The organism is Collinsella sp. AM44-11 (genome assembly GCF_003467145.1).
GTDB lineage: Bacteria > Actinomycetota > Coriobacteriia > Coriobacteriales > Coriobacteriaceae > Collinsella.
On the sequence record NZ_QSFE01000008.1, the window covers coordinates 89,330 to 104,168 of the forward strand.

At 60.2% G+C, this 14,839-nt stretch carries 13 protein-coding genes; 3 read left to right on the top strand and 10 right to left on the bottom strand.

The annotated features are described in order from the left end of the window. Positions 1-42 precede the first annotated feature (42 nt). Together DW943_RS06665 and DW943_RS06670 are read right to left on the bottom strand one after the other, a co-directional pair. Entirely contained in the window at positions 43-1,095 is a 1,053-nt protein-coding gene (locus tag DW943_RS06665) for a branched-chain amino acid aminotransferase (RefSeq protein ID WP_117862554.1), read from the bottom strand. A 289-nt stretch (positions 1,096-1,384) separates the two neighbouring features. Further along, entirely contained in the window at positions 1,385-2,032 is a 648-nt protein-coding gene (locus DW943_RS06670) for a VTT domain-containing protein (RefSeq protein ID WP_117800261.1), read from the bottom strand. Between the two features lie 224 nt (positions 2,033-2,256). Here DW943_RS06670 and cysE point away from each other — a divergent pair, with 224 nt between their 5' ends. Next, positions 2,257-2,961, top strand: coding sequence for a serine O-acetyltransferase (gene cysE / locus DW943_RS06675; RefSeq protein WP_117855419.1), 705 nt, complete (start codon positions 2,257-2,259; stop codon positions 2,959-2,961). Between the two features lie 109 nt (positions 2,962-3,070). Here the strand turns inward: cysE and DW943_RS06680 are convergent, their stop codons facing one another. The 4 genes from DW943_RS06680 to DW943_RS06695 form a co-directional block, all read right to left on the bottom strand. Beyond that, on the bottom strand, positions 3,071-5,074 hold the full coding sequence (locus tag DW943_RS06680) for an ABC transporter ATP-binding protein (RefSeq protein WP_117862555.1): 2,004 nt from the start codon (positions 5,072-5,074) through the stop codon (positions 3,071-3,073). A gap of 1 nt (position 5,075) precedes the next feature. After that, positions 5,076-6,791, bottom strand: coding sequence for an ABC transporter ATP-binding protein (locus tag DW943_RS06685; RefSeq protein WP_370448074.1), 1,716 nt, complete (start codon positions 6,789-6,791; stop codon positions 5,076-5,078). An 8-nt stretch (positions 6,792-6,799) separates the two neighbouring features. Next, on the bottom strand, positions 6,800-7,300 hold the full coding sequence (locus tag DW943_RS06690) for a MarR family winged helix-turn-helix transcriptional regulator (protein ID WP_117862557.1): 501 nt from the start codon (positions 7,298-7,300) through the stop codon (positions 6,800-6,802). Positions 7,301-7,477: 177 nt separating this feature from the next. After that, entirely contained in the window at positions 7,478-7,768 is a 291-nt protein-coding gene (locus DW943_RS06695; protein ID WP_118260475.1) for a CDP-alcohol phosphatidyltransferase, read from the bottom strand. Between the two features lie 294 nt (positions 7,769-8,062). Here DW943_RS06695 and DW943_RS06700 point away from each other — a divergent pair, with 294 nt between their 5' ends. Beyond that, complete coding sequence (locus DW943_RS06700) at positions 8,063-8,584, top strand: nitroreductase family protein (RefSeq protein ID WP_117862558.1); 522 nt, start codon at positions 8,063-8,065, stop codon at positions 8,582-8,584. A gap of 128 nt (positions 8,585-8,712) precedes the next feature. Here DW943_RS06700 and DW943_RS06705 read toward each other — a convergent pair whose 3' ends face one another. The 3 genes from DW943_RS06705 to DW943_RS06715 form a co-directional block, all read right to left on the bottom strand. Continuing rightward, a complete protein-coding gene (locus DW943_RS06705; RefSeq protein WP_117862559.1) occupies positions 8,713-9,096 on the bottom strand; it encodes a hypothetical protein in 384 nt (127 codons plus the stop codon). A gap of 276 nt (positions 9,097-9,372) precedes the next feature. Then, on the bottom strand, positions 9,373-10,590 hold the full coding sequence (locus DW943_RS06710) for a helix-turn-helix domain-containing protein (protein WP_117862560.1): 1,218 nt from the start codon (positions 10,588-10,590) through the stop codon (positions 9,373-9,375). Between the two features lie 266 nt (positions 10,591-10,856). Beyond that, the gene (locus tag DW943_RS06715; protein ID WP_117862561.1) at positions 10,857-11,891 is read right to left on the bottom strand and encodes a YeiH family protein; all 1,035 of its coding nucleotides are present in this window, start codon (positions 11,889-11,891) and stop codon (positions 10,857-10,859) included. A gap of 193 nt (positions 11,892-12,084) precedes the next feature. Between DW943_RS06715 and DW943_RS06720 the strand changes: the two genes are divergently transcribed. Continuing rightward, positions 12,085-12,786, top strand: coding sequence for a GntR family transcriptional regulator (locus DW943_RS06720; RefSeq protein WP_117848570.1), 702 nt, complete (start codon positions 12,085-12,087; stop codon positions 12,784-12,786). Between the two features lie 110 nt (positions 12,787-12,896). Here DW943_RS06720 and glmS read toward each other — a convergent pair whose 3' ends face one another. Next, the gene (gene glmS, locus DW943_RS06725) at positions 12,897-14,744 is read right to left on the bottom strand and encodes a glutamine--fructose-6-phosphate transaminase (isomerizing) (protein ID WP_117862562.1); all 1,848 of its coding nucleotides are present in this window, start codon (positions 14,742-14,744) and stop codon (positions 12,897-12,899) included. Positions 14,745-14,839: the final 95 nt, after the last annotated feature.

A 14,839-nucleotide genomic window follows, 5' to 3' on the forward strand; every position in this document is an offset into this window, starting at 1 on the left:
GCCGGGAGGGAACTTGCTCTCCGCCCGGACGGGTAAGACAAATTACGCGACGGTGTAAACCCAGTTGTGCTTATCCTCAACAGCACCAGACTGGATGCCCGTCAGGGTCTCGCGGAGTTTCTTCATCACGGGGCCGATCTCGGTGTAGCCAGCCGGGAAGGTCACAGTCTCGTCGGCACCGTAGACCTTGTTGTCGATCTCGCCCACCGGGGAAATGACGGCAGCGGTGCCGCACAGGCCGCACTCAACAAAGGTGCCGGACTTGACCTCAGCCCACTCGACGGGACGCTGGTCAACGGTCATGCCCAGGTCCTCGGCAACCTGAACGAGCGAACGGCGGGTGATAGAGGGCAGGATGGAGTCAGTGTGCGACTGCGGAACGACGAGCGTGCCGTCCTCCTTCACGAACAGGACGTTAGCGCCACCGGTCTCCTCGACATAGGTGCGGGACTCGGAGTCGAGATACAGGTTCTCGGCATAGCCCTCGCGATGGGCCTCCATCGTGGGCTTGAGGGACATGGCGTAGTTGAGGCCAGCCTTGATGTTGCCGGTGCCGTGCGGTGCGGCGCGGTCGTACTCGGAAACGCGCAGCTTGACGGGCTTGAGACCACCCTTAAAGTACGGACCGACCGGGGTCACGAGGATGCGGAACGTGTACTCAGGAGCGGGAGCCACGCCGATCACGTCACCGGAGCCGATCATAAACGGACGCACGTACAGGGTCGCGCCGGAACCGAAGGGCGGAACCCAGGCGGCGTTGGCAGAAACGACCTGCTTGACGGCCTCAACGAACTTGTCCTTGGGGAACGGGGGCATCTCGAGGCGCTGGGCAGAGTTATACATGCGCTCGGCGTTCATATCGGGACGGAAGCAGACGATGCTGCCGTCCTCGGCGGTGTAAGCCTTCAGGCCCTCAAAGACCTCCTGGCAGTAATGGAAGATGCCACCGCACTCGGAGACATGCAGGGTGTGGTCGGTAGTCAGACCGCCCTCGTCCCACTCGCCATCCTTCCAATGAGCCTCGTAGCTGTAATCGGTCTTCATGTAGCCAAAGCCGAGGCTACCCCAATCGATATCCTTCTTCTCGACAGTCATATGTCGCTCCTTACATACACAGTTGCATACTCGCGAACTCGCACGCAAGGACCGAGGCCGACCGCGTCGCAACGTCGCACGCCCGGAGCGTAGAGCCGGACGGGACACGCGAACGGCATCAAAGCCGATGGCACGTCGATTCGCATGCACGAGATTGTACTCCGCACGCGCGTCGGATAAAACGTTTTTCTTTAACTAACTAAAGTATTTTCATTTGACCGAAGCTGAAGAGGCCCGCCACCGTAAACGGTGACGGGCCTCAACTGCACGGTTTGCGCGCTGGCTCGAGCTACGCGTTCTTTTTGCCCAGCTTAGCCTTAACCAGACCGACCACGGTCGGGATGATCGACACGGCAACAATGCCCACGATCAGCAGCTCAAAGTGCTCCTGCACAAAGGGGATGCCGCCAAAGAAGTAGCCCAACAATGTAAAGAGCGTTGACCAGGTAATGCCGCCCAGCACGTTAAAGATAACGAAGTTACGCCAGTGCATGCCGCCCATACCGGCGATAAAGGGCACAAAGGTGCGAATAAACGGGAAGAAGCGGCCCAGGAAGATGGCCAGGTGGCCCCACTTGTCCAAGAAGTCCTCGGACTTTTTGATGCGCTCGGGCGTCATGGCCTTGACCTTGCCCGAAGCGATGATCTTTTTGCCAAAGAAGTGGCCGATCATAAAGTTGCACTGATCACCCAAAATGGCAGCCGCCCATGCGACGGCCAGAAGCGCCACGATGTTAAAGCCACCGTTGTGGGCAAAGAAACCCGAAGCAAACAGCAGCGAGTCGCCGGGAAGGAACGGGAAGAACACCACGCCCGTCTCGATAAAGATAATCAGGAACACGCAGCCATAGGCCATAAGCGGGCCGGCGGCGATCCAGCTGGCGATCGCGGTGCGCGGATCCTTAAGCAGCTCGGCGATAAAATTGATGAAACCCATGAAGTAAAACCTCTCAGTTGTGGGCGCGGACACGTCCAAGTTGACCAGTATACGGTTGTGACGCGGCAACGCACACGACCTTACAAAAGCGTGACTTCATTACCAGCAAGTTTGCATAATTGACACCTGTCGCGCAAAGCCGAGCAAGATTGCTCTTCCTAATCCCTAGCGAATCGCTATACTTTATTGAATTGCATTGTCGCGGCGCTAAGGGAGGGCGGCCGGTGAGCTTTATCAATACCATTCGCGAGGACATCAAGACCGTCCAGGCACAGGACCCCGCCGCGCAAAACGGCCTAGTCATCTTCCTTTCTTACCCCGGCCTGCACGCCAAGTGGAACCACGTGCCCGAGCACTGGCTGTGGGAACATGGACATCGCTCGCTCGCCCGCGTGCTCTCGCAAATCACCCGCCATATCACTGGCGTCGAGATTCATCCTGCCGCACAGATCGGCAAGCATTTCTTTATCGACCACGCCATGGGCGTTGTCATCGGCGAAACCGCCATTGTGGGCGACAACTGCGTGCTCTATCAGGGCGTCACACTTGGCGGCACCGGCAACGAGACCGGCAAGCGCCACCCCACCCTGGGCAACAACGTCACCGTGGGCACAGGTGCCAAGGTGCTCGGCAACATTCGCATTGGCAACAACGTCAAAATCGGCGGCAACTCGGTCGTCGTCAAGGACGTGCCCGACAACTGCACCGTCGTGGGCGTGCCGGGCCGCGTCATCAAGCGCAACGGCTGCCGCGTATTCGAGGAAAGCTTCGACGCCAAGCAGCACCGCGAATACATGCCCGACGATGCCGCCGAGCAGAGTGCCCTCAACCGCCAGGGCATCACCGAGAATGCCCGCCGCGTCAAGGAACTCGAGCGAGAGGTGGCCGAGCTCAAGGCCCTCGTCACCAAGCTCGTGGACGAGCGCTAGAGGCGGACGGCCACCGACAACATTGACGCCAACGCAAAGGCGCGCCAGGGAATCCATCCCCGGCGCGCCTTATTTCTGATGTGACATGCGGGACTGTCCCTTTGTCACATTATGCGAATTGGCTCAGGTAGAGGTCGGCGTAGGCGCCCTCGGCAGCCAGCAGCTCCTTGTGCGTTCCCTGCTCGATAATGTTGCCGTGATCCATAACCAAGATCAGGTCGGCATCCACAATCGTCGACAGGCGATGCGCGATCACAAAGCTCGTGCGGCCGCGCATGAGCGCGTCCATGGCGCGGCCGATGGCAAGCTCGGTGCGCGTATCCACGCTCGACGTCGCCTCGTCCAGGATGAGAATCGCCGGGTTGTTGAGCAGCACGCGTGCGATGGTTAGCAGCTGACGCTGGCCCTGGCTGATGCTTTCGGCATCGTTGGCTACGCGCGTGTCGTAGCCCTGAGGCATGGTGCGCACAAAGAAGTCGACCTGGGCGGCGCGAGCGGCCGCAACAATCTCCTCGCGCGTTGCCTCGGGGCAGCCGTAGGCGATGTTCTCGGCAATCGTGCCGTCGAACAGCCAGGCATCCTGTAGCACCATGCCAAACTGCTGCCGTAGCTCGCCGCGATCCATGAGGCGCGTATCCACACCGTCAAGCGTAATGCGGCCGCCGTCGATCTCGTAAAAGCGCATGAGCAGGTTGATGAGCGTCGTCTTGCCTGCGCCCGTGGTTCCCACCACGGCAATCTTCTGGCCCGGCTCGGCGGTAAACGACACGTCGCGCATGAGCGGCTTGTCGGGCGAATAACCAAAGCGCACGTGCTCAAAGGAGACGCGGCCCTCCACGCGACCCGGCAGCTTGGCGGCCTCGCCCGGCTGCGGATCGGCCTCCATCTCGGGCTCATCGAGCAGGTCGAACACGCGCTCCGCACTCGCCAGCGCGCTCTGCAGCGAGTTGAAGGTAAACGAGAGCTGCGTCATGGGCTCGGACGCCTCGTAGATAAACTGGAAGAACGCCTGGAACACGCCGACAGTCATCTGACCGGCCACCAGCATGTTGCAGCCCACGAGCGCGATCACGATCTGCGCCAGACGACCGATAAAGCGAACCGCGGGGCCCACAGCGTTAATCATAAAGTCGGCCTTGACGCTCACACGCGCCAGCTCGCCCGAGGCCTCGTGTACCTCGGCAGAACTCTGGCGCTCGCGGTTGAACGCGCGAATCACCAGACGGCCCGAGTAGCCCTCCTCGACCGCGCTCGTAATCTTGGACACCCACTCCTGGCGTTCGCCCGTTACATCATGCGTGCGGCGCGAAACCACTTTGGTCACCAGCAGCGACAGGGCCGTGAAGCCCAAAAAGACGAGCGTGAGCTTAACGCTATAGACGAACATCATGATGATGGCACCCGTCACGGTGCCGATCGACACAAGCAGCTGCAGCAATCCGCGCTGCATGCTCTCGGACATCTTGTCCAAGTCGTTGGTCGCACGGCTGACGACCTCACCGGGACGATGCGCGTCAAAGAAGGCAAGCGGCAGAAGATTGAGCTTTTGTGCGATGCGGTTGCGTAGACGCAGGTTGAGGCGTTCGGCCACGCTCGACATCAAAAAGCTCTGGAGCGCGTAGAACGAGGCGGCGGCCGTCCAGATCATAAAGTAGATGAAGATGGTCCTGCCGCAGTTCTCCCAAGTGATGCTGAAGGTGGTGTCGTTGGCAAACGCCAGCTTCACGTGTCCCCACAGCTCATCGATGACGCGGGCGCTGTACGCCGGCGCCGCGGTGTTAAAGATGGCGTAGAACACGATGCTCGCGAACACGAGGTAGAAGCGCCAGTGATCGCCGGCGGCCTCGCTCCACAGACGGCGCACCGTCGCCCAGGTGTCACTGGGTTTCTCGTCCTCGTCCTCGTCGCCCACATCGCGCATGCGCTCTGCCTCAGCGCGGGCGCGCTCGTCCTCGGCGCGTTCGTTTTCCTCGTAGAGCGCTTGGCGGCGAGCCTCGCGTTCGGCTGCAGCCTTGGCGGCATCATCCAGACCGGGTGCGACCGCCGTCTCCTCAGCCGTCCCTGCTGCCACGGCGTCATCAACGACGCTCTGCTTCTTGAGCTCCTCGGTCATGCTACTCACCTCCCTTCATCTGCGATTCCGCGATGGCACGGTACACCTCGCAGGTCTCCATCAACTCGTCGTGCGTGCCCAAGCCCACGACCTCACCATCCTTAAGCACCACGATCTGGTCGGCATGCAGAATGGTCGAGATGCGCTGCGCGATGATGAGCACCGCGGCATCGCGCGTCTCGTCCTGCAGCGCATGGCGCAGGGCCGCGTCGGTCTTAAAGTCCAGGGCCGAAAAGCTATCGTCGAAGATATACAGATCAGCGTGCTTCATGAGCGCACGGGCGATGGCCAGACGCTGACGCTGGCCGCCCGAGAAGTTCGTACCGCCCTGCGCCACCGGGGTATCGAGCCCCTGCGGCTGATCGAGCACGAAGGTGCTCTGGGCAACCCGCAGCGCGTGAAGCATGTCGGCCTCGGTCGCACCCTCGTTGCCATAGCGCAGGTTGCTCGCCACCGTGCCCGAGAACAGCCACGCCTTCTGCGGCACGTAAGCGATATGCCCGCGAATCTCGTCTTGCGAAAGGTCGCGCAGGTCAACACCGTTGAGGCGTATGGCGCCCTTCGAGGCATCGTGGAAACGCAACAAGAGCTTGGCCACCGTCGATTTACCCGATCCCGTCGAGCCCACAATTGCGGTCGTTTGGCCACGGCGACAGGTAAAGTTCAGATCGCACAGGGTGTCCTCGTCGGCGTCGTCAAAACGGAACGACATATGATCGAACACGGCGACCGCGTCTGCCCCGTCCTTTGAGTCGGACGCGCCTGCGTCGAGCGTTCGCTCGCCATCGACGATGCTCGGCTCAATCTGGAGCACCTGTTGTGCACGGTTGAGGCACGCCGCGGCGCGCGGCAGCGTCAGCACTACCATCTGCGCCATCATCACAAAGAACAGGATCAGGAGCGCATATTCCAGCACCGCGGAGATGCTCGCAATCTGCATTGCATGGGCGCCAACGCGGTTGCCGCCCACCCACAGCACCGCCACCTCGGCAATGTTCATCAAAAAGAAGGTAGAGCTATCAAGGCCCACAAACAGGTGGTTGACCTTGATGGCGTTGGCCGCGTAATCGCTAAACACCTCGTCTAGGCGCTGCTCCTCATGGCGCTCCTTGTTAAACGCGCGGATGACGCGCACGCCCACGATGTTCTCGCGCAGCACGACGTTCATGCGGTCGATAAAACTCTGCAGGCGCATAAAGATCGGCGCGGCATTAGCCACCGTAAAGACCGCCGCCACCAGTACAATCGCCACGACTGCACCCAGCAGCGTACCCATGGCGGGATCGATATGCCAGGCGAAGATGATGCCCGCCACGGCCAAAAACGGCACCGGCAGCACCAGCTGAATCGTCTGCAGAATCGCCTGCTGGATCACGTTGATGTCGTTGAGCGATCGCGTGATCATCGAGCCGGTGCCAAAGCGCTCAAAGTCGCTGGCAGACAGCTCGAGCGACTTGTCGTAGACGGCGTTGCGGATGTCACAGGCCACGTTGGCTGCCAGGCGGGCCGAAAGATAGCAGCCCAGCACCGCGCCACCGCTGGCCATGCCGGTCGCGATAAGCATGTACAGGCCGTTGCGCAGGATGTAGTCGACATCACCCGTCGTGATGCCGGTATTGACCATATTCGCCAACATCGTAGGTACCAGCAGCGTGCCGACGTTATCTATCAGCAGCACAAACAGTGTCACAGCAATCAGCCCGCGATACGGCCTCATAAACCTCATTAAGAGTCGCACGTCTCCCCCTCTTCTTGTTTTTCCACTTGGCTCTCGGCGGCTATCTGCTGTTTAAACGCTTCGCACTCCTCGTTGAGCACATGGGAAAACTTGCCGACCAGACGCATAATCTCACGCTGTTCCCAGGGTTCGAGCGCGCCAAAGGCACGCTGCTCGGCTTTAACCGCCGGCAACGCATAGTGCTCGGCGAACCGCCGGCCCTCATCGGTCAAACAAACGACCTTATTCTTACGGCTGCCTTCGGCAAATTCCAGCGTCGCGAGCCCTCGCGCCGTCAGGGTTTTAATTGCCGAGTTAATGGTCTGCTTGCTATAGAACCATTCGCTCGTGAGTTGGCTCACGGCAACGTCTTCGTCCGCCGTGCTGATATCGACGAGCATCCAATAGGCGCAATCCGAAAGGCCGCAGGCACGCGCGAACTCTGAATAAATACGGTCGAGCCCGTTGAGCATTCGGTCAAAATCGACCGACGTAACCGCGTTATCCATCTCTCCCACCATTCGATAGTCCGAATTTTGACTAATTGAAGTTTCAGATTAGTCCGAGTTTTGACTATCGTCAAGGGCTTCGTTCGCAGCGCACAGGCTATACAACATATCGACAAAAAAAGACCGCCAACGCGGGGGCAGCGCCGGCGGTCATGAGAGGAAATCGATTATTTGCTGCTAGGCGGCGACGGCCTCGTAGACCGTAGCGCCCGAGAAGCTATCGTGCAGACTCTTGCCGCAGATCCAAGGTAGCTCGACGACCTCGCAGACCGTGTTGACCAGCTCGGAGCAGTCAGTAAAGTGGCCCTTATCGTTGAGGGCCTCGCAATCCTGAACACGCCAATAGCCATCGGTGTGCGTGATGTAGTACTCGTGATCATTGATCGACACGAAAGCACGCGTCTTGGAACGCAGCAGCTTCAGAAATCCTTCGAAATCGGTCTCGACGACATCTCCAGCCTGGAACATGATGGTTACCTCCTGGCCCGGCGCCACCACGGCGCGTTGATAAACGTTGGTGCTCCTTTAGTAAAACCTTTATCAGGTGTTATGCGGGCATCATTTAGGCAAGTGGTAAAAAACCGCAGGGTAGACGGGATAAAACGTTTAACCATCCCACTGGTTTATCACATTCTGGCTGCAGTTTTATGCAAGCCAACTTTTCCGATTGGTGGCTATTGCTGTTTGGGCCCTCTGCGCGATTACAGCTACGGTACGACGGGTAAGAACGGAGCATCTGCAACGTCATCGCTAGGAGAACCCATGGAGACCATCGAAGCGCTCATCCACCGCCGCAGCTGCCGTAACTATAGCGATCGCCCCGTCGAAGCCGAAAAGCTCGCACGCATCATCGAGGCAGGCCAGTACGCGCCCAGCGGCATGGGACGCCAGCCGGTGACGTTTGTCGCCGTCACCGACCCCGCGACCGTCGAGCGCCTCTCGCAGCTCAACGCCCAGGTTATGGGCAGCGATGGCGACCCCTTCTACGGCGCTAAGACCGTTGTGGTGGTGCTGGTCGACCGCAGCGTGCCCACACATCTGGAAGACGGCTCGCTTGCCATGGGCAACCTGCTCAACGCGGCTTATGCGCTGGGTGTTGATTCGTGCTGGATCCACCGCGCGCACGAGGTCTTCGACTCGCCCGAGGGCCTGGAGCTGCTGGCCAGCTGGGGTCTGCCCGCCGACGGAAGCCTGCGCGGCATCGGCCACTGCATTCTGGGCTATGCCGAGGGCGCGCTTCCCGAGGCAAAGCCGCGCCGCGACAACGTGGTGTATGTAAAGTAGGAGGGTCCGCCGTTCTAACGAACGGCGGACCCTCGCTGTTGGTGACTGACATCGGGTACACCACTGTTGGCATTCGACACTTGGGCAGCTAAAAGGCCCCATCCCAAATCTGCTGTCCCACTCGAAACTTATCTTGCCGATGGAGTTGTCGTCGTTTCGTTCGTGTGAGTCGTTTCGGCGCCGTCGTCTTGTTCGTCCTCGTCCTTTTGCGCATCGGCAATGGTGGAGGCCGCCGCAACGATACCGCGCTGGGGCGCGACGCCCGTCTGGGTCTGAACGCCCTCGACAACCTCTGTGCCTGCATGCGCGAGCTCGGGCGACTTAAACATTGCGTCCAGATTGGCCCCGCCGCCGGCGTAACCAAGCGCCGCGAGCGCGATGACAATCGCCGCAACAACGACCGCGATCGGAACATAGCGATGCCAACCAGCAGGATTGAGCCCACTGCGGCGAGCCGCCCCGCGGCTAATGTAGCCAAGCGTTCCATCGTGCTTGAGCTTTGAGCCCACCACGCGTCTTCGTCCCCACAACGAGGATTCGGCCTGCATGGCCAAGCGAGCGCTTGCCGAAGGATAACCATATTTAGTGCGTTTGAACGAGCCGTCGAAGCCCGAGGCGCTTTTGCCCCACGTCCGCGAAGTCGTGCGACAGTTGGCCGGCGCCGCGGGCTTTCGAGCCCGATTTGTTTTTGAAGTCTCCGCCATACGCCCCCGCACGCCGTAACAGAATCGAAACAATGCTGCTTTGGACTGTAGCACACGTACCGCACGCGGTCACGGGCACCTCGCTTAACGGTCGTCGTCCTTCAGCAGGCGCCACAGGGTCGTACGGCTTATGCCTAGTACTTCGGCAGCACGGGTCCTGTTGCCGTGAAGGTGGCCTACGACCAACCGCGCGATATCACGCTCGGTATCGACCAGTGGGCGCAAGATATACAAATCGCTTTCGAGCGTCGGGGCGCCGAAGGTCGCGGTCTTGATAACGTCCTCCTGGGCAAGTACCTCTTCTGCCACGGCACGCTCCACCGTACCCGCCCCCACTAATATATAAAGTCGTTCCGAAGCCTCGCGCAGCTGTAGATAGTTGCGGGGCCAACGATAGGCATCGAGTGTCTTTGCCGCCGCGGACGACAAGGCAGGTGTTGCCGTCTCAAACATATCTGCCAGATACTCCAGATAGCGCGCAACCTTTTCCGACACATCGCCCTGCTCGACAATCGCCGGCGCCACACTCACCGCACAGGCCAGACGCTCGGTTACAAAAGCAGCCTGATCGCTTTCGCCGCCGCCCGGCATATCGTTTGCCGTCAACACCACATGGCAACGAGTTGCGAGCGCCGTGTCGATCATTGCGGACACGAGCTCGCGCAGGCGTTGGGGGCCAACAGCATGCCAGCCGCCCATGCAAAGTGTCAGCCCCGTTTGGAATAGCGGCGATTCGGAACTTTTGAGCAGATGGCGCCAACCGCGATCCGTAAGCTCATCGAGCGCAACGGAAACAAAGGGCTGATCGGCATAGGGTCCATCCAGGTACAAACGTTTTGCAATCTGATCCTGCCCCGCACCCAGCTCGCCCTCGAGCATAAGGGGTACCCCGCGCGCGTAGCTCTCCCGTACGGGAGCAGCGACCGCCGCCGCGTCTTCGACGATGCCGTACGTGCTCGACTCGTAACGAGCCTCGACCTCGTCGGCATTGAGCCACTCGATGCCCGCATGCGCCGCGGCGGCGCGCACCTCATGCGCCACGACCACCCAAAGCGCCCCGTGCTCCTGGGCCGTCGGGCGCACCGTCAAGCTCAACCGCATGCCCTCGCGGCCCATTACCAGGCGCGCTCCATCGCCCACGCGAGCGAGACGCTCGGAAACAAAAGCGGCGACATCCTGCTCGAGCGAAGCGTCGCTCATGGTCGAGATTACAACGCCACCGCGCTCGTCGATTGCCAGCGCCGATGCTCCGGCTGCGGACAATGCCTCGATCAGAATCTGCAGCTTGACATCGCTGTCCATGGTTCGCCCCGTCTCCAGCCACGACCCTTATCTGTGGCTTGGCATCTCAAGTGTTTCAAAATTGAACGATAATGTTCACCAAACACTATAGGGCCTGCGGCGCCTTCTTGCGAATATATGAATTGCCCCGCATCGCCATCCTTGGCGGGGCGATAAGAGCTCTTCGGGACCTATTAACCTGCGGACAAGCCATACCCGCAAGAGCTCCTATCGCTCCACCGCAAGCATGCGCTCACCAGCAACTAGCACGAAAATAAGCCACTTCTCTACCAGATTCCCAGCACGTGCTGCATTCCCAAGCTCATGCATGCAATGCCAATCCAGCAGCAAAAGCCCAATGCGATGGGCTTGCCGCCCTTTTTGACCAGCTCGACGATATCGGTATTAAAACCAATAGCCGCCATGGCCATCACGATAAAGAACTTCGACAGCTCCTTGATGGGAGCCGTAAAGGACGCGGGAAGCTGAAGCACCGTGGTGATCACGCTCGCCAGCACAAAGAACAGCACAAACATGGGAAACGCGCGTTTAAGCGAGAACGTGCTTTTGGCGTCGCCGCCGGCCCTGCGCGCCAGATGCATCTGCCAGCATGCCAGGACCAACGTGATGGGAATGATGGCCAGCGTCCTGGTGAGCTTGACCACCGTGGCGCTCTCGAGCACATTGGCGCCGGGATGCATGCTGTCCCAAGCGCTCGCCGCAGCCGTTACGGACGAGGTGTCGTTGATGGCGGTGCCGGCAAACAGGCCAAAGCCCTCGTTGGTCAGCCCGAGCATGCCGCCGAGCGTCGGGAACACGAGCGCCGCGATAACGTTAAACAGGAAGATGACCGAAATAGCCTGGGCAATCTCGCGATCGTCGGCATCGATGACGGGTGCGGTTGCGGCGATGGCAGAACCGCCGCAAATCGACGAACCCACACCCACAAGCGTCGCGATCTTGCTCGGCACGTTCATAACGCGGCAGAGCACAAAGGCGATGACAAGCGAGGTCGAGATCGTCGCCACGATAATCGGCAGCGACTGGGCGCCCTTGGACAGAATCTGGGAGAGGTTCATGCCAAAGCCAAGCAGGATAACCGCGTACTGCAAGACCTTTTTAGACGTATAGGTGACGCCAGCGGCGAGCTGTTCGTGACGATTCTTGGGAAAGACGAGCGCCAGAACCATGCCAAAGAGGATGGCAAATACCGGCCCACCGACCACCTCGATTTGTTTGCCGAGCAACGTCGCGGGAATGGCGATGATCAGGCAGAACAAGACACCCTTCCAGCGCTCGCGTACGATATTCGCCAGTTGCATATGGGATTCCTTCTTTCTATTTCAACTTTGCGACGGTTTATGATACGGCAACATTGAGCGCAGCCTTGCGTAAACAACGACTAAGACGCCGCAATAGTTCTCAGGCAACAGCCGAATCACCCACCACGGAAAGCCGATTCGCGGCATAATTAACAACTGACATATGAGTGTGATAGAACAGTTGCGAGGCGCTATGGAAGAATCGATGCACGTTGGCGAGCAGGAGACGAGCCTACAGGACCAGTCCTACCACACCATTCGGCGCAAAATCGTCTACCTGGACTACAAGCCGGGCGAAAAGCTCGGCGTCAAACAGCTTTGCGACGACCTGGACATGGGTCGCACGCCCGTGCGCGAGGCTTTGGTTCGCTTGGCGCAGGAAGGCCTGGTGCGCACCGTGCCCCAAAGCGGCACCTATGTCTCGCCCATCAACCTCACCCTTGCCGAGAGTGCCTGCTACATTCGCGAGCACCTGGAAAAACAGGTGATTGTAGAGTGCTGCGCCCGTGCCACCTCGGCAGGCATCGAGCAGCTCGACCGCGCCATCGCGCTGCAGGAAAAGGCCATGGCCGAAGAGGACCGCATCGGCTTCTTTTTGAGCGACAACCTCATGCATCACATGATTTTTAGCATCGCATGCCGCAGCACCGTGTGGTCGTGGCTCGAGGAGACCAATGCCGACCTGGAGCGCTTCCGCTGGCTGCGCGCCGCCACGCAAGTTCTCGACAATCAGGACATCGTGAACGAGCACAAGCAGATTCGCCGCGCTATCGCCGGTCGCGACCCTATCGAAGCAAGCTTTTTAGTCAGCAAGCACCTGCACATGATGTTCCGCAACCAGACCGAGGTCCTGGACCAATATCCCAAGTACTTCGAGACCAGCAAGCTCCGCTAACCTGCCAAAAAGGGACAGGTTTATTTTGGCAGGCTTTATCTGGCCAAACGCAAAAGGCCCGACTCCACTACAACGGAGCCGGGCCTTGGTCGTTAGGACGGCGGAACCAACTACTCCACGGTAACGCTTTTCGCCAGGTTACGGGGCTGGTCGACGTCGCAGCCGCGCAGGATGGCTACCTCACGGGCAAGTAACTGCAGCGGGACGCTCGCCGTGATAGGGCTGAACACGTCGCGGACGGCCGGCACGCGAATGATGCAGTCGGCGATCTTGTTGATTTCCTCGTCGCCCTCGGTAGCAACGACGATGACCGTGGCGCCGCGTGCCTTGCACTCCATGAGGTTCGACACGGTCTTGTCGTACGTTGCGCTCTTGGTGGCCACGGCGATGACAGGGAAGCCCGGGTCGATCAGGGCAATGGGGCCGTGCTTCATCTCGCCGGCGGCGTAGGCCTCGGCGTGCAGGTAGCTAACCTCTTTGAGCTTGAGCGCGCCCTCGTAGGAGATAGCGGCACCCATGCCACGGCCCACGAACAGCGCCGACTGCGCGTCCTTGCACAGCAGGGCGGCCTCATGCACGGACTCGGTCTGGGTATCCAAAACCCACTGAATCTGCTCGGCCGTATCGGAAAGCTCGCGGAACAGCATGCGCGCCTGCTTGGTGGTCAAGCGGTACTTAACCTGCGCCAGCAGCAGGGCCAGCAGCGTCAGGCTCACGACCTGGCCGATAAAGCTCTTGGTCGAGGCGACTGCGATCTCCTTGTTGGCCTTGGTGTAGATGACGCCGTCGCTCTCACGCGCCACCGGGCTGCCCACCACATTGGTGATACCGAAGACCTTGGCACCCTTGATGCGCGCGTCGCGAATGGCGGCAAGGGTATCGGCCGTCTCGCCCGACTGGGACACGGCAACGACAAGCGTCGTCGGCGTAATGATGGGATTGCGATAGCGGAACTCGCTGGCCGCCTCAACCTCAGTAGGGATGCGAGCCCAGCCCTCGATAAGGTTCTTGGCAATGAGACCGGCATGGTAGCTGGTGCCGCAAGCGATCACGTAGACGCGGTCGATATCGTTGAGCTCCTCGAGCGAAAGGCCCAGCTCATCGATATCGAGCTCACCGGCGGGGGTCATGCGGCCCACCAGGGTATCGCGCACGACGCGCGGCTGCTCATGGATCTCCTTGAGCATAAAGTCGGGGTAGCCACCCTTTTCGGCCATGTCCAGATCCCAGTCGATATGGGTAACCTTGGGCTCAATCACATTGCCGGCTTCGTCGGTATACTCGACGCCTGCGGGCGTGAGCTTGGCAAACTGGCCGTCCTCGAGTACCACGACGTCGCGGGTTGCGTCGATGAGCGCGATGACATCGGAAGCAACATAGGAGCCGGTTTCGCCCACGCCGACTACGATCGGGGAGTCCTTGCGAGCCACGGCGATCACGCCAGGCTCATCGGCGGAAACGGCGGCCAAGCCATAGGCGCCCACCACGTGGGTGCAAGCCTCGCGCACGGAGGCCATCAGGTCGTGCGTCTCGGCATAAGCCTCTTCGATCAGATGCGCGAAGACCTCGGTATCGGTCTCGCTCTTAAAGTGGTGGCCGCGGCCCTCCAGCTCTTCGCGCAGCTCGGCGAAGTTCTCGATGATGCCGTTGTGGACGATGGCGATACGACCGTCGCAGCTGGTGTGGGGATGGGCATTAACGACGGAAGGTTTGCCGTGGGTGGCCCAGCGGGTGTGACCAATGCCGCAGGTAGCGTCGCTGTCGATGTTGGAAAGCTCGCTCTCCAGGCCCGCGACCTTGCCCACGCGACGGATGACGTCGAGGTGCGCCGCGGCGCCCTCGCCCACCTCGAGCGCGACGCCCGAAGAGTCATAGCCGCGATACTCCATACGCTTAAGGCCCGTGACCAGGATGTTCTTTGCAATATCAAAGCCGGTGTAGCCGACAATTCCGCACATAGGACAAATCCCTTCGTTCGCGTGACTGCAAGACGTCCACGCACAAGGGGCGCTGAGACGTACAACGTTCGAGTATTGTACTCACGCAAACGCAA

What these genes read in the sequence shown, in the direction of transcription:
- DW943_RS06665 (WP_117862554.1), bottom strand. Translation starts at nt 1,095, where the DNA reads ATGACTGTCGAGAAGAAGGATATCGATTGGGGTAGCCTCGGCTTTGGC.
- DW943_RS06670 (WP_117800261.1), bottom strand. Translation starts at nt 2,032, where the DNA reads ATGGGTTTCATCAATTTTATCGCCGAGCTGCTTAAGGATCCGCGCACC.
- DW943_RS06680 (WP_117862555.1), bottom strand. Translation starts at nt 5,074, where the DNA reads ATGACCGAGGAGCTCAAGAAGCAGAGCGTCGTTGATGACGCCGTGGCA.
- DW943_RS06685 (WP_370448074.1), bottom strand. Translation starts at nt 6,791, where the DNA reads ATGAGGCCGTATCGCGGGCTGATTGCTGTGACACTGTTTGTGCTGCTG.
- DW943_RS06690 (WP_117862557.1), bottom strand. Translation starts at nt 7,300, where the DNA reads ATGGATAACGCGGTTACGTCGGTCGATTTTGACCGAATGCTCAACGGG.
- DW943_RS06695 (WP_118260475.1), bottom strand. Translation starts at nt 7,768, where the DNA reads ATGTTCCAGGCTGGAGATGTCGTCGAGACCGATTTCGAAGGATTTCTG.
- DW943_RS06700 (WP_117862558.1), top strand. Translation starts at nt 8,063, where the DNA reads ATGGAGACCATCGAAGCGCTCATCCACCGCCGCAGCTGCCGTAACTAT.
- DW943_RS06710 (WP_117862560.1), bottom strand. Translation starts at nt 10,590, where the DNA reads ATGGACAGCGATGTCAAGCTGCAGATTCTGATCGAGGCATTGTCCGCA.
- DW943_RS06715 (WP_117862561.1), bottom strand. Translation starts at nt 11,891, where the DNA reads ATGCAACTGGCGAATATCGTACGCGAGCGCTGGAAGGGTGTCTTGTTC.
- DW943_RS06720 (WP_117848570.1), top strand. Translation starts at nt 12,085, where the DNA reads ATGGAAGAATCGATGCACGTTGGCGAGCAGGAGACGAGCCTACAGGAC.
- glmS (WP_117862562.1), bottom strand. Translation starts at nt 14,744, where the DNA reads ATGTGCGGAATTGTCGGCTACACCGGCTTTGATATTGCAAAGAACATC.